12 protein-coding genes are annotated in these 13,950 nt (G+C 73.5%); 10 read left to right on the top strand and 2 right to left on the bottom strand.

Translation table 11 applies throughout. The features are described from left to right. Positions 1-91: 91 nt before the first annotated feature. The 7 genes from AC07AZ_RS02160 to AC07AZ_RS02130 all read left to right on the top strand — a co-directional run bounded on the left by AC07AZ_RS02160 (position 92) and on the right by AC07AZ_RS02130 (position 8,271). A complete protein-coding gene (locus tag AC07AZ_RS02160; RefSeq protein ID WP_478842840.1) occupies positions 92-1,093 on the top strand; it encodes a ScbA/BarX family gamma-butyrolactone biosynthesis protein in 1,002 nt (333 codons plus the stop codon). Positions 1,094-1,181: 88 nt separating this feature from the next. Continuing rightward, entirely contained in the window at positions 1,182-1,829 is a 648-nt protein-coding gene (locus tag AC07AZ_RS02155) for a ScbR family autoregulator-binding transcription factor (protein ID WP_478842838.1), read from the top strand. Between the two features lie 22 nt (positions 1,830-1,851). After that, complete coding sequence (locus AC07AZ_RS02150; RefSeq protein ID WP_478842836.1) at positions 1,852-3,060, top strand: damage-control phosphatase ARMT1 family protein; 1,209 nt, start codon at positions 1,852-1,854, stop codon at positions 3,058-3,060. A gap of 79 nt (positions 3,061-3,139) precedes the next feature. Continuing rightward, complete coding sequence (gene cyc2 / locus AC07AZ_RS02145; protein ID WP_478842834.1) at positions 3,140-5,296, top strand: germacradienol/geosmin synthase Cyc2; 2,157 nt, start codon at positions 3,140-3,142, stop codon at positions 5,294-5,296. Between the two features lie 134 nt (positions 5,297-5,430). Then, positions 5,431-5,997 carry a PDZ domain-containing protein gene (locus tag AC07AZ_RS02140; protein ID WP_478842832.1) on the top strand — a complete coding sequence of 189 codons (567 nt, stop codon included), beginning with the start codon at positions 5,431-5,433 and terminating at the stop codon, positions 5,995-5,997. Positions 5,998-6,117: 120 nt separating this feature from the next. After that, positions 6,118-7,257 (top strand): aminopeptidase P family protein, encoded by a 1,140-nt coding sequence (locus tag AC07AZ_RS02135; protein WP_478842830.1) that lies wholly within the window; start codon positions 6,118-6,120, stop codon positions 7,255-7,257. Positions 7,258-7,299: 42 nt separating this feature from the next. Further along, complete coding sequence (locus AC07AZ_RS02130) at positions 7,300-8,271, top strand: aminoglycoside phosphotransferase family protein (RefSeq protein ID WP_478842828.1); 972 nt, start codon at positions 7,300-7,302, stop codon at positions 8,269-8,271. Between the two features lie 58 nt (positions 8,272-8,329). Here AC07AZ_RS02130 and AC07AZ_RS02125 read toward each other — a convergent pair whose 3' ends face one another. Both AC07AZ_RS02125 and treZ read right to left on the bottom strand, forming a co-directional pair. After that, positions 8,330-9,100 carry a transposase family protein gene (locus tag AC07AZ_RS02125; RefSeq protein ID WP_478842826.1) on the bottom strand — a complete coding sequence of 257 codons (771 nt, stop codon included), beginning with the start codon at positions 9,098-9,100 and terminating at the stop codon, positions 8,330-8,332. Between the two features lie 294 nt (positions 9,101-9,394). Continuing rightward, a complete protein-coding gene (treZ, locus tag AC07AZ_RS02120; RefSeq protein WP_478842824.1) occupies positions 9,395-11,140 on the bottom strand; it encodes a malto-oligosyltrehalose trehalohydrolase in 1,746 nt (581 codons plus the stop codon). 195 nt (positions 11,141-11,335) lie between these two features. On the opposite strand from treZ, the gene AC07AZ_RS02115 reads away from it, so the two are divergent. The 3 genes from AC07AZ_RS02115 to AC07AZ_RS02105 all read left to right on the top strand — a co-directional run bounded on the left by AC07AZ_RS02115 (position 11,336) and on the right by AC07AZ_RS02105 (position 13,836). Continuing rightward, a complete protein-coding gene (locus AC07AZ_RS02115; RefSeq protein ID WP_478842822.1) occupies positions 11,336-11,887 on the top strand; it encodes an FHA domain-containing protein in 552 nt (183 codons plus the stop codon). Between the two features lie 150 nt (positions 11,888-12,037). Next, on the top strand, positions 12,038-13,402 hold the full coding sequence (locus AC07AZ_RS02110; protein WP_478842820.1) for a M14 family zinc carboxypeptidase: 1,365 nt from the start codon (positions 12,038-12,040) through the stop codon (positions 13,400-13,402). Continuing rightward, the gene (locus AC07AZ_RS02105; RefSeq protein ID WP_478842818.1) at positions 13,399-13,836 is read left to right on the top strand and encodes an SSI family serine proteinase inhibitor; all 438 of its coding nucleotides are present in this window, start codon (positions 13,399-13,401) and stop codon (positions 13,834-13,836) included. Before AC07AZ_RS02110 ends, AC07AZ_RS02105 begins: the two co-directional genes overlap by 4 nt. Positions 13,837-13,950: the final 114 nt, after the last annotated feature.

The raw sequence follows: 13,950 nt of genomic DNA, 5'->3' as shown, positions 1-13,950 counted from the left end.
TGAAAACAAACCGTCCGCCTCGTACTCTAGCGCTCACCGGTGCGGCCACGTCGCCGTCCGTCATCGCTTTCGGGGGTTCCGAGGGAGGGACATGCCTCAATTCCGGCAGCTTGCCGAGACCCCGAAGCCGTACGGTACCGAGCGCGCGGCGCCACCGCCCGACCCCGCCGCCGACACGCGGGACGGCGCGTTCGCGGCGGCCGGGTCCGACGGCCCGCCGGAACCGCTCACGGCCACCGTGCCAAGGGAGTTCGTGCACCGTGCGGCGCTCGCCGAGACCCTCCTGACCGGCTGGAGCGGCACCGCGGAGGACCGGTTCACGGTGTCCGCCCAGTGGCCGCGCGCCCACCAGCTGCACGTGTCGCCGGACCGCACGTCGTACGACCCGCTCCTCGTCGCGGAGACCGTCCGGCAGTGCGGCGCGCTCCTCGCGCACACCGAGTACGGCGTCCCCCTGGGCCACCGCTTCGTGCTGCACGAACTGCGCCTGACCGCACGCCCGGAGCGGCTGGCCGTCGGCCCGCTGCCCGCCGAACCCGTCGTCGGCGTCACGGTCACGGAGGTCCGGCGCCGCGGCGGCCGCCCGGCCGCGATGCGCTACGACGCGGACGTCACACTGGACGGCGACCGTGTCGCCACCGGGTACGTCGACGTCTCGTGGACCGGCGAGAACGTCTACCGGCGGCTGCGCGGCGGCCGTACCGCCGACTCGGTCGCGGCCCTCGCCGTCCCGCCCGGACTGCCGGCCGCCGCCGTGGGCCGTGCCGTGCCGGAGGATGTCGTGCTGGCCCCGACCCGCCGCCGCGACCGCTGGCAACTGCGCGTCGACACCGGCCATCCCGTCTTCTTCGACCATCCCCTCGATCATGTGCCCGGCATGCTCCTCCTGGAGGCGGCCCGCCAGGCGGCACGGGTGCGCCGCCTCGCCTCCCGTCCGCCGGTGGCCCTGCGCGCCGTCTTCCGCCGGTACGCCGAACTGGACCGCCCCGTCTGGATCCAGGCGACGGAGGAGGACACCGAGCACACGCAAGTGGTCGCGATGCAGGGCGAGTCGACCGTTTTTGAATGCCGGGTCAGTACCGGGGGCCGATGAGTTATCATGCACAGCTAAGAAACAAACGGCATGACCCGTTCTTTTCGCCGCCAGAAGTGTTCCGTTCCGTCCCAGGAGTGTTCAGCCGATGGCGAGGCAGTTACGCGCCGAGCAGACCCGAGCGACGATCATCACGGCCGCCGCTGACCTCTTCGACCGGCACGGCTACGAGTCGACCAGTCTCAGCGACATCGTCGACCACGCACAGGTCACCAAGGGCGCCCTGTACTTCCACTTCGCCGCCAAGGAGGACCTGGCCCAGGCCATCATGGAACTCCAGGCCGGCACCTCGCGCCGGCTGACCAACGAGATGGACGCCAGAGGCTGTTCCTCGCTGGAGGCCCTGATGCGCATCACCTTCGGCATAGCGCGGCTGTCCGTCGAGGGACCCATCCCGCGCGCCGGGCTCCGGCTGGCCACCGGCGGCGTCGAGGTGCGCCCGCCGCTACGGCACCCCTTCACCGAGTGGCTCGACATCGCCTCCCGCCGGCTCGTCGGCGCGGTCAAGGAGTCCGACCTCCACCCGGACACCGATGTCGAGGCCGTCGCCCACTCCCTGATCTGCTTCTTCGTCGGCACCCGGGTGGTGAGCCGGACCGTCGAACCCGTACGGCGGCAGCCGCGCCGCCTCGCCGAGATGTGGCAGATCCTCATCCGGGGCCTGGTCCCCGTCCACCGGCGCGCCCGCTATCTGACACTCGTCACGCGGCTGGAGGGGGAGACCAGAACGGCCTGACGTGCGCGATACGGTGACGCGCATGGCCGACACCCCGCCCGCACCCGTGATCCTCGGCGACGAACCCGGCTCGTTCCCCCACAGCGTCCTCGCCGAGCGGCACCCCGCCATCATCCGGCAGGTCCGGGACGCCTTCCCGTACGGCCCCGAGCAGCACCGCGCGCTCGACGCGCTGCTCGACAACTGCACCGGGGGCGTCATCGAAGCCCTCCCCGACGATGCGCACGACCGGGGCCACTGGGCGCGGTGGGGACTGCCCGAGTACACCGGCCGGTCCTGGTTCGACGTCCCCTGGCTCTGGTCCGAGAGCTACTTCTACCGCCGCCTGCTCGACGCGGTGGGCTACTTCGGCCCCGGCGCCTGGCAGGGCATCGACCCGTTCCGCCCGTTCAAGCAGGCCGAGCTCGACGCCCCGGAGACCGACGGGGAACTCGCCGCGCTCGACGGCCTCGCCGGCCTGCCCGCCGAAGGACGGCTGCGGGCGCTGCTGCTCGGCTCCCTGTGGGGCAACCGCGCCGACCTCGGCTTCCGCCTCTCCGCGCCGCGGGACTCCCCGGCCGCCGCGCCCGGACTGGTGGCGGACGACAGCGAGGCGCTGTGGGCGCTGCTCACCGGCCCCGGCACCCTGTGCCTGATCGCCGACAACGCCGGCCGCGAACTCGTCCCCGACCTGCTCCTCGTCGCCCGGCTCCTCGACGAGGGCCGCGTCGAGCGGGCCGTCCTGCATGTCAAGCCGTACCCGTACTACGTCTCCGACGCCACCACCGCCGACGTGGTCGACGCGGTCCGCCGGCTGACCGCGGCGGACGGGGAGGCCGCCGGGTACGGGCGGTCGCTCAGGTCCGCCATGGCCGACGGCCGGCTCGTGGTGCGCGCCCACCCCTTCTCCGCCGCCCCGCTGCCGTTCGCCGACCTGCCGGCCGACCTCCGCGAGGAGTTCGCCGCGGCCACCCTGACGATCGTCAAGGGCGACCTCAACTACCGCCGCCTGGTGGGGGACCGGCGGTGGCCGCCGACCACACCGTTCGCCGACGTCACCGCCTCCTTCCCCGGCCCGGTCGCCGCCCTGCGCACCCTGAAGTCCGACGTGATCACCGGCTTGGACGCGCGTACCGAGGCCGCGCTCGTCGCCGCCGGGGGACAGCGCTGGCGGACCGGTGGCACCCACGCGTTGATCCAGGTCCGGGGACACGGCGCCACCGGGGGCGCAGGCGCACGCGACGACCACTGACGCGCCACCGGTTCACGCGATGGTGTGATCATGTGCGGGCCCGCGGATGCCCCCGCGGGGCCCTGGGTAGGGCCCGGCCATGACGCAGCAGCCCTTCGAACTCCCGCACTTCTACATGCCGTACGTGGCGCGACTGAACCCCCATGTCGACGAGGCCCGCGCCCACTCCACCGCGTGGGCACGCGGGATGGGCATGCTGGAAGGCTCCGGGATCTGGGAGCAGTCCGACCTCGACGCCCACGACTACGGCCTGCTCTGCGCCTACACCCACCCCGACTGCGACGGCCCCGCCCTCTCGCTGATCACCGACTGGTACGTGTGGGTCTTCTTCTTCGACGACCACTTCCTGGAGATCTTCAAACGCACCCAGGACCGCGCCGGCGGCAAGGCCCACCTCGACCGGCTGCCCCAGTTCATGCCGCTGGACCTGTCGACCCCCGTGCCCGAGCCGCAGAACCCCGTCGAGGCGGGACTCGCCGACCTGTGGGCGCGCACGGTGCCCTCGATGTCCGTCGACTGGCGCCGGCGCTTCGCCGTGGCCACCGAACACCTGCTCAACGAGTCCCTGTGGGAGCTGTCCAACATCAACGAGGGGCGCGTCGCCAATCCCGTCGAGTACATCGAGATGCGCCGCAAGGTCGGCGGGGCCCCCTGGTCGGCGGGGCTCGTGGAGTACGCCACCGCCGAGGTGCCGGTGTCCGTCGCCGGGTCACGGCCGCTGCGGGTGCTGATGGAGACCTTCTCCGACGGCGTCCACCTGCGCAACGACCTGTTCTCCTACCAGCGCGAGGTCGAGGACGAGGGCGAGCTCAGCAACGGCGTGCTGGTCCTGGAGACCTTCTTCGGATGCACCACCCAGGAGGCCGCCGAGACCGTCAACGACGTCCTCACCTCCCGCCTGCACCAGTTCGAGCACACCGCCCTCACCGAAGTCCCCGCGGTGGCCCTGGAGACCGGCCTGGACCCGGCCGAGGTCGCCGCCGTCGCCCGGTACGTCCAGGGCCTGCAGGACTGGCAGTCCGGCGGCCACGAATGGCACCTGCGCTCCAGCCGCTACATGAACGCCCGCGCGCAGGCCACCACGCCCTGGCAGCGCCTGACGGGCCCCGGTACCTCCGCCGCCGACGTCCGCGCCCTGCTCGCCTCGGCCGGCGCCGAGCGGCTGCGCGCCCACACCCACGTGCCGTACCAGAAGGTCGGCCCCTCCCTGCTGCCCGACTTCCTCATGCCGTTCACCGTGCGGCTCAGCCCGCACCTGGCCGGCGCCCGCGAGCGCCTCACCGACTGGACGCACCGGATGGGCATCCTGCACGAAGGCGTCTGGGACGAGGACCGGCTCGCCGCCGCCGACCTCCCGCTGTGCGCGGCCGGACTCGACCCGGACGCCACCGCCGAGGCCCTCGACCTCAGCTCGCGATGGCTGGCCTGGGGGACGTACGGCGACGACTACTACCCCCTCGTCTTCGGCGGCCGCCGCGACCTGGCCGCCGCCCGCCTCACCACCCGGCGCCTGTCGGACTGCATGCCCGTCGACGGTGAGGAGCCCCTCGTCCCCGCCAACGCGATGGAACGCGGACTGATCGACCTGTGGGCGCACACGACGGCGGGGATGACCTCCGACGACCGGCGCGTCCTCAAGGCCGCGGTGGACGTCATGACGGAGAGCTGGGTGTGGGAGCTGTCCAACCAGCTCCAGAACCGCATCCCCGACCCGGTCGACTATCTGGAGATGCGGCGCGCCACCTTCGGCGCGGACCTCACCATGGGCCTGTGCCGGATGGGCCACGGTCCCGCCGTCCCGCCGGAGGTGTACCGCAGTGGCCCCGTCCGCTCACTGGAGAACGCGGCCGTCGACTACGCCTGCCTGCTCAACGACGTCTTCTCGTACCAGAAGGAGATCGAGTACGAGGGCGAGATCCACAACGCGATCCTGGTCGTGCAGAACTTCTTCGGTATCGACTACCCGAGCGCCCTCGGTGTCGTCCACGACCTCATGACCCAGCGCATGGAGCAGTTCCAGCACGTCGCCGCGCACGAACTGCCCATCGTCTACGACGACTTCGGGCTGTCGGAGGAAGCACGCGAGATCATGCGGGGCTATGTGGGCGACCTGGAGAACTGGATGGCCGGCATCCTGAACTGGCACCGGGCCGTCGACCGCTACAAACCCGAGTTCCTCGCCCGCCGCGCCCACGGCTTCCTGCCGGACCGGACCCCGGCGCTCCCGGTGGGCTGACCGGGCTGACCGGGCTGCGCGGTGCCGCGCACCGGGTCCGCGGCCCGGTCCCCGGCGTGGGCGCGGGCAGTCTCACTCGTTCGTGGTTCGTCGTGGGGCGGTGGGCCGGGTAGGGCTTCTGCCGGAGGTGATCCATGGAACAGACCGCGTTGCGGCCCAAGCCCATGCCGGGTCAGGAGTGCGGCGGGGACTCCCCGCCCGACCCCGTCCGGCGCCCGCATGCCACGCGCCGGCGTGGCCGCCGGCTCACCACTCTGCTCCTCGGCTGCTTCGCGGCAACCGTGCTGGTGCTGTCCGGGGTCGGGCTCGGGACGGTGGGCGCCGCGGTGATCGGCATGAACAGGCTCGCGGAGACACAACGGCAGACCGCCGGCGCCGCGGCCACCCGGCGCCCGGACGTCCCGGCACCGCCCGCCCCGGCGCCCTCGCCGACCCCCGCGCGGGTCAGCCTCGGCGTGGAGGCCGTGGACGCCGGGAGGCCGGGGGCCATGGTGGTCGGCGTGCACGTGCCGGGGCCCGGCTTCTCGGCGGGACTGGTCCGGGGCGACGTCCTCCTGACGTTCGGCGGGACCCGTATCGACTCCGCCGACGACCTGGCCCGGGCGGTGGCCGGGGCACACCCGGGAACCGCGGTCACGCTCACGGTCCGCCGCCGCGGCGGCTACCAGCAGCTCACGGCCACCCCGGGTGTCGTGACGTGACCGGCCCGCGTGCCCCTCGGCGGACGCGGCGGACGGCCGGCGGCGGCGAACCGGCTCGCGCGGCGACTTCCGTGCGGGCAGGATGCTGCCCGTAGTCCCTTCACGCCCAGGGAGATCCGGATGACCGTGAGTACGACCGCGCCGTTCACCGCCGACGACTACCGGGCCCGGATGGAGCGCGCCGCGCGGACCGCCGCCGAGGCCGGGCTGGCCGGTCTCCTGGTGGCGCCGGGACCGGACCTGGTCTGGCTCACCGGCTACGCCCCGACCGCGACCACCGAACGACTCACCCTGCTGGTCCTGGTCCCCGGACAGGACCCCGTCCTCGTCGTCCCCGCCCTGGAGGCCCCGGACGCCGCGAAGGCCACCGGCGCGCCCGCCCTGACCCTGCGCGACTGGAGAGACGGCAAGGACCCCTACGCGGCCACCGCCGACCTGCTGCGCGGCGCGGGCGGCCCGCAGGTCTCCTTCGGCATCAGCGACAACGCCTGGTCCCTGCACCTGCTGGCGCTCCAGAAGGCGCTGCCCACCGCCGCCTACGCCTCCCTCACCGAGGCGCTGCCGATGCTGCGCGCCGTCAAGGACGCGGCGGAACTGGAGCTGCTCGCCGCCGCGGGCGCCGCCGCCGACGCGGCCTTCGAGGAGATCCGCTCCGTCACCTTCGGCGGGCGCCGGGAGTCCGACGTCGCCGCCGACCTCGCCGCCCTGCTGCGCCGGTTCGGGCACTCCCAGGTGGACTTCACCATCGTCGCCTCCGGCCCGAACGGCGCCAACCCGCACCACGAGGTGGGCGACCGCGTCATCGAACGCGGAGACATGGTCGTCCTCGACTTCGGCGGCCTCAAGGACGGCTACGGCTCCGACACCTCCCGCACGGTCCACGTCGGCGAACCCACCGGCGAGGAGCGCCGGGTGCACGACCTGGTGCGGGAGGCGCAGGAGGCGGGCTTCGCGGCCGTACGGCCCGGTGTGGCCTGCCAGGAGATCGACCGGGCCGCCCGCGCGGTCATCGCCGGCGCCGGATACGGCGAGTACTTCATCCACCGCACCGGCCACGGCATCGGCGTCACCACGCACGAGCCGCCGTACATGATCGAGGGCGAGGAACAGCCCCTCGTCCCCGGAATGTGTTTCTCCGTCGAGCCCGGCGTCTATCTGCCCGGCCGGTTCGGGGTACGTATCGAGGACATCGTCACGGTCACCGAGAACGGCGGCCGGCGCCTCAACGACACCACACGCGAGCTGGTCACAGTGGACTGACCGAGCCCCGCCACCCTCACCCCCGACGACGACGGCGCGACCATGACCCAGGCACCCACACCCACGGCGGACACCGTCCGCCGGCTGGTCCGCTCCCTGCTCGACGACGGCGCGAACACCGCGGCCGGCGCGAACGGCGGGAGCGGCGCGGACCGCGGCGGACCCCGGGTCCGGCCGGTCACCGAGGACGGGGAGCACCGCACGTGGTGGGTCGGCACCCGCCACGTCCTGCGGCTCGCCCCCGACCGGGAGGCCGCCGTCCGCCAGCGGCGCGAGCTGCGCCTGCGCGACCTCGTCCGCCCGCACCTGCCTCTCGCGGTGCCGACGAGCGTGGCGCACGGCGAGTGGGCGCCCGGCCTGACCTACACCCTGGACACCAGGCTGCCCGGCGGTACGGCCGAGGACCACGACGTGTCCGCCGTCGGCGAGGACGATCTGGCGGGGCTGCTCACGGGGCTGCGCGAGGTGCCCGCGCGGCAGGCCGAGACACTGGGACTGCCGCGGGCCGCGCCGCGCTCCCTGGAGGCCCTGCGCCGAGCCGCCGAGCGCGCCGCCGAACGCCTCGCCCGCGCCGACGAGTTCGACCCCGCCGGCCTGCACCAGCTGACGTCCGCGGCGGCGGTCCAGCTGGCCGCCCAGCCCGGCGGCCAGGTCCTGGTGCACCACGGCCTCACCGGCGAACACCTCGTGGTCGCCGCCGACGGCCGGGTGCACGGCGTCCTCGACTGGAGCGCCGCCGCCCTCGGTGACCCCGCCGAGGACATCGCCGGGCTCGCCCTCGCCGTCGGCTCACCCGCCGCCGTCCGCGCCGCCACTCTCGCCGGCTACGGCGCCCGCCCCTGTCTGCGCGGCCTGTGGCTCGCCCGCTGCGACACCGTCGTCCGCCTCGCCGAACAGGTCGGCCGCGGCACCGGCGGCCCACCGCCCCTGCTGCGCACCCGGCTGCGGCGCGCCTGGGAGGCCATCCTGCTGGAGCGCGTGACGGAACTGCGGGACGACCCCGACGACTCCTAAAGCGTGTTGCAGAAGGTCGGGTCCGGGCAGGTCAGAGCCGAGATGGTGGCTGATCGGTTCATGCGGCCAGGGCGAGGTTGTGCATGTGGGCGACGGCCTGGACCGCGTGGTGCAGACCGTTGCCGCGCTGTCGGCAGTCGCGGAGGATCTTGAAGTGCTTCATGCGTGCGAAGGCGTGCTCGACGCGGGCTCGGACTCGGCGGTGCTCGGCGTTGTCCTCTTCCTCGCCGGGCAGGAGGGCACGTCCTGGGCGTTTGCGGTGCGGGACGACGAGCCCGGTGTTGATGTACGCGCCGTCGGCAAGCACGGTGACGCCCTCGCATGTTGCAGCCAGGCCGGAGTCCCGCCATGCCCTCGCATCAGCGGTGTTGCCGGGCACCGGCCGGGCCGCGGCGACCACCAGCTTGGTGTCGGCATCGATGATGACCTGCACGTTCGCTGAGAACCGGTAGTTGCGGGAAGACGCCCCGGTCTTCCGGTCGCGGACCGGAATAAGGGTGCCGTCCACGATCCACAGCCGTTCCACCGCGTCGACCGGACGGGTTGCCGGCTCGATGGCCAGGAGCGGCCGCAGCCGCTGGATCACCCGGCACACCGTCGCGGGTGAGACGCCGAAGAGCGGGGCGAGCTGCCGCATGGTGAGGTTCGTGCGGTAGTAGACGGCCACCAGCAGCACCCGGTCGGCCAGCGGCAGGCACCACGGCCGACCGCCACCAGGCCCGTTCCCGCCCCGTTCACGGACCACCTTCAGCAGCCGTTCGAACTGCCGCATCCGCAGTCCCGTGAACGTCTCCACCCACAACGGTTCAGCCCTCAACACCCCACGCATACACGGGAAATGCCCGCTCCCCAGCCTTCTGCAACACGCTTTAGGGCGTGTTTCGAAAGTCCCGTCTGCCCGGCGACGCCTGGCACGCACGCTCACCGCGTTGTCGGGATCGCCCCGATACAACCAGTATCGGGGCGACCCTCCGCCTTGCGATCGCACGCACCAGACGCCGCCGGGCCTGCCCTTCGGGCAGACGACGCTATTTTCGAAACACGCCCTAGCCGCAGGGGCGCCGCCGGGGCCCTGATCCGGACGGGGGGCCCTGGCGGCGCGGTGGCGCCGGGCGCCCGGCGCTCACGTCTGCAGGAGGACCACGGCCGACTCCCCGGGCACGTGCAGCACCCCGTCCGCGCCCGGCGTCGTCACGGGTTCCCACGCGGCCAGCACCTGCGCCCGGCGCGGGCCCAGCGGGATCGCCGCCGGCTCCTCGGCGAGGTTCACCGCCACGCGCACGTCCCCGCGCCGGAAGGCGAGCCAGCGTTCCTGCTCGTCGTAGGCCACCTTGATGTCGGCGAGGTCGGGGTCGGTGAGGTCGGGCTGCTCGTGGCGGAGCGCGGCGAGTCGGCGGTACCAGGCCAGCACGCGCGCGTGGGGTTCGCGTTCGGGTTCGGACCAGTCGAGGCAGGAGCGGTCCCGGGTGGCCGGGTCCTGCGGGTCGGGCACGTCCTCCTCGGCCCAGCCGTGCGAGGTGAACTCCCGCCGCCTGCCCTGCCGTACGGCCTCGGCGAGCTCGGGGTCGGTGTGGTCGGTGAAGAACTGCCAGGGGGTGCCCGCCGCCCACTCCTCGCCCATGAACAGCATCGGCGTGAACGGGGCGGTCAGCGTCAGCGTCGCCGCGCAGGCCAGCAGGCCGGGGGAGAGCGAGGCCGAAAGGCGGTCGCCCTGGGCGCGGTTGCCGACCTGGTCGTGGGTCTGGCTGTAGCCGGTGATCCGGTGCGCGGCCACCCGCGCGCGGTCCAGGGGACGTCCGTGGTGCCGGCCCCGGAAGCTGGAGTAGGTGCCGTCGTGGAAGTAGCCGCCGGTCAGCGTCTTGGCGACGGCCGCGAGGGGAGCGCGCGCGAAGTCGGCGTAGTAGCCCTGGGACTCACCGGTCAGCGCGGTGTGCAGGGCGTGGTGGAAGTCGTCGTTCCACTGCCCGTGCAGCCCGAGGCCGCCCTCCTGGCGGGGTGTGATGAGCCGGGGGTCGTTGAGGTCCGACTCGGCGATCAGGAAGTGCGGCCGCCCCTGGTCGGCGGCGAGCGCGTCCACGGCCGTCGACAGTTCCTCCAGGAAGTGGCACGCGCGGGTGTCCGCGAGCGCGTGCACGGCGTCCAGGCGCAGGCCGTCGATCCGGTAGTCGCGCAGCCAGGCCAGCGCGCTGCCCAGCAGGTAGGCGCGCACCTCGTCCGAGCCGGGCGCGTCCAGGTTGACGGCCGAGCCCCAGGGGGTGTGGTGCGTGTCGGTGAAGTAGGGGCCGAACGCGGGCAGGTAGTTGCCCGAGGGGCCCAGGTGGTTGTGCACCACGTCCAGGACCACGCCGAGGCCGAGTTCGTGGGCCCGGTCGACGAAGCGTTTCAGCGCCTGCGGACCGCCGTACGGCTCGTGCACCGCCCACAGCGACACGCCCTCGTACCCCCAGCCGTGCCGACCGGGGAACGGGCACAGAGGCATCAACTCGACGTGTGTGACGCCCAGTTCGACGAGGTGCCCGAGGCGCTCGGCGGCCGCGTCCAGGGTGCCCTCGCGCGTGTAGGTGCCCACGTGCAGCTCGTAGAGGACGGCGCCCGGGAGCGGCCGTCCGGGCCACTCGGCACGCCACGCGTAGGTGTCGTGGTCGACGACCGCGCTCAGCCCGTCGGGGCCGTCCGGCTGCCGCGGCGAGCGGGGGTCGGGCAGCACCGGGCCGTCGTCCAGCGCGAAGCCGTACCGCGTGCCGTCCCGCGCGTCGGCGTCCCCCCTCCACCATCCGGCCCTCCCGGGATCGCGCTCCATCACCCGCGTGACACCCTCGCAATGGAGCGTCACACGGCCGGCCTGCGGTGCCCACACCTCGAACTGCACGGACGGTTCCCCTTCGTCTGCTCACTGTGGAGTAGCACGTCCATGGTGCGTCAAACGAGATCAATGCGCTTTTGCAACACCCCTTTTACGGCAGGTGTCGCCGGGTTTCGCGGCGGATGTCGTCGGGCACGCGCGCGGGGCGGCCGTTGTCCCGTTTTCTGGACACGCGCGGTCCGCTGCCCGACAATCGCGAACGTGACGTCGTCTTTCGAGTTCAACACGTACCCCGCGCGGTTGTCCGACGCGGAGCGCGACAGGGCGCTACAGGTGCTCCGTGACGGCGTCGCCATGGGTCGTCTCTCGCACGACACCTTCGTCCGCCGGATGGAACTGGCGCTGACCGCCCGCCGCCCGGACGAGCTGGCGGTGCTCACCGCCGACCTGCCCACCGAGAGCCGGGTCTCCCGCCTGGTGTTCGGCACCGTCGAGGCGGTCTCCGGCTTCACCGTACGGCTGCGCAGGGCCTGGCAGGCGGAGCGGCTCCCCAAACTGCTGCTGCCGCACCCCGGCGACAGCCGGTCGCTGCGCATCGGCCGCGACCCCGCGAGCGGCCTGCGGCTGACCCACGAGACGGTCTCCCGCGTGCACGCCGAACTGCGCCGCCAGGGCGGCATGTGGGTGCTGCGGGACCTCGGCTCCACCAACGGCACGACGGTGAACGGGCGGCGGGTCATCGGCGCGGCCGTGGTCCGCGAGGGCGACCAGGTGGGCTTCGGCCGGATGTCGTTCCGGCTCGCCGCCAACTGAGCCCAACCTCACCTCTGGCCTGGGCTTTACGGGGTGTCTTCTCCTGGACGGCGGACCAAAACCCTTTCCGTTCGCCGGTGTTGACGTACCCGTCAACTCGTGACTGACTGTGCCTACACCATGCACAACAGGTGAATCGACGGCACCGCATTGTGGAGGTGTGCCCTGCCGCCCCTCCTCCGCTACCCGACCGTCGACGAACTCGCGGCCCGGGCTGCCGCACTCGTGGCCCGCCACCCGCGTGAGGCCCGGCTGCGCCGGGTCGGCACCTCCCGTGCGGGCTCGCCCCTGCTGCTGCTGTCCGTCGGCCACGGCAGCCGGCACGCCCTCGTGGTCGCCGGACCGCACGCCAACGAACCCGTGGGCGGCGCCACCGTCCTGCGCCTGGCCGAGCGGGCTCTCGCCGACCCCCGTCTCACCCAGGGCGCCGACGCCACCTGGAACCTGCTCCTGTGCCTCGACCCGGACGGGCTGCGCCGCAACGAGAACTGGCTGCACGGGCCGTACACCCTGGGCAACTACTTCCGGAACTTCTTCCGCCCCGGCTTCCTGGAGCAGCCCGAGTGGCTGCCCGAGGGCGCGGACCGCGCCGGCCTCCCGGAGACCCGGGCCCTGCTGGACGTCCAGGACGAGCTGCGGCCCTTCTTCCAGTGCTCCCTGCACGGCGTCGACGTCGGCGGCGGCTTCGTCGAACTCACCCGCGACCTGCCCGGCCTCGCGCAGCGCGTGGCGCACTGCGCGGCCGGCCTGGGCATCCCCCGTGAACTCGGCCCCTACGACACCCTGTACTGGCCGAGCCTGGGACCGGCGGTCTACCGGATCCCGTCCCCGCGCGTGAGCGATCTGGCCGCGGCCATCACCGAGGCCGCCGTGGAGTCCACCTGGTTCCATCCCCACCGGCACGGCACGGTCACCGCGATCGTCGAGGCGCCCATGTGGGGCGTGGCCGCCGTGGAGGACGCCACCCCACCCGCCGACCGGGCCGCCGTACTGCGCACCGTCAGCCACACCCTGCGCCGCGACGCGGGCCACCTGGAGCGGCTCCTCGCCCGGCTCAGACCGCACGTCCTGGCCGGCCCGGACGCGGCCCGGCTGCTCGCACCGGTCGACGACTACGTACTGGTCTGCCCGGGACTCGCCGACACCTGGGACCCCGACGTCGCCGACGGTGCCCGGCCGCTGCCACCGCTGAGCACCGGCCACCTGGCCGCACTGCGCATCGCCGGGCGGCGGCTGGCCCTGCGTACGGCCGGCCTGCTGCACCAGCTCGTCCGCCGCGCCGGCACCGACCCGGCCGGCGCGCTGCCGGAGCTGGACCGGCTCGTCGAGGAGTGGTGCGCCGACTACCGCGACGGCTGCGGGGCGCGCTGGATCCCGGTCGCCCGCCAGGTGGAGTACCAGTCGCGGGTGGTGCTCGCCGCGTTCGAGCTCGCCGGCCGGTACGCGCCCCAGGGCTTCCGTTCGGGTGAGCCGGGGTGGGGTTCCGGGGCCGCCGTGCCGATGCATCGGGAATGACGGCTTCCTCCACGACACGCACCCTCCCGGCGGCGATGGTCCGCGGCGCCCTGCTGGCCGCGGCCGCCCTGCTCCTCGCGACCCCGGCCCCGGCCCGGGCGGCGGCGGCCGGGGACGCCCTCCCGGGCAACTGGCTCTACCTCACGGTCACCAAAGGCGACGCCCCCTCCAGCGACGCCCGCGGCACCCTGCTGATGTGCGCCCCGCCCCAGGGCCACTCCCGCGCGGCCGAGGCCTGCGCACAGCTGGCGGCCACCGACGGCGACATCCGCGCCCTGCCGGTCCAGGACACCTACTGCCCGATGATCTACGCGCCGGTGACCACCCACGCGCGCGGCCAGTGGAACGGACGGCCGGTCGAGTACACGGAGACGTTCCCGAGCGCGTGCGTGCTGGCGGCGCGGACGGGAGCGGTGTTCGCCCTGGACGGCTGACGTGGCCCGGTTGACAGCAGGTGCAGGGGCCTGCCCGCGCGGGAGATGCCCACCTGCCGCAGGCTGCGCAGGCCCGGCCGGTGAGCGGCCGACGCCCGCGCGGACGAGATCATT

It is taken from the genome of Streptomyces sp. NPDC043878 (genome assembly GCF_056435735.1).
This window is presented reverse-complemented; position numbering and strand designations above follow the sequence as displayed.

Bases quoted from the DNA above. Each gene is read 5' to 3' on its own strand.
- AC07AZ_RS02105 (WP_478842818.1), top strand. From the start codon at position 13,399: ATGACGGCTTCCTCCACGACACGCACCCTCCCGGCGGCGATGGTCCGC.
- AC07AZ_RS02125 (WP_478842826.1), bottom strand. From the start codon at position 9,100: ATGCGTGGGGTGTTGAGGGCTGAACCGTTGTGGGTGGAGACGTTCACG.
- AC07AZ_RS02130 (WP_478842828.1), top strand. From the start codon at position 7,300: ATGACCCAGGCACCCACACCCACGGCGGACACCGTCCGCCGGCTGGTC.
- AC07AZ_RS02155 (WP_478842838.1), top strand. From the start codon at position 1,182: ATGGCGAGGCAGTTACGCGCCGAGCAGACCCGAGCGACGATCATCACG.
- AC07AZ_RS02140 (WP_478842832.1), top strand. From the start codon at position 5,431: ATGGAACAGACCGCGTTGCGGCCCAAGCCCATGCCGGGTCAGGAGTGC.
- AC07AZ_RS02150 (WP_478842836.1), top strand. From the start codon at position 1,852: ATGGCCGACACCCCGCCCGCACCCGTGATCCTCGGCGACGAACCCGGC.
- AC07AZ_RS02135 (WP_478842830.1), top strand. From the start codon at position 6,118: ATGACCGTGAGTACGACCGCGCCGTTCACCGCCGACGACTACCGGGCC.
- AC07AZ_RS02160 (WP_478842840.1), top strand. From the start codon at position 92: ATGCCTCAATTCCGGCAGCTTGCCGAGACCCCGAAGCCGTACGGTACC.
- cyc2 (WP_478842834.1), top strand. From the start codon at position 3,140: ATGACGCAGCAGCCCTTCGAACTCCCGCACTTCTACATGCCGTACGTG.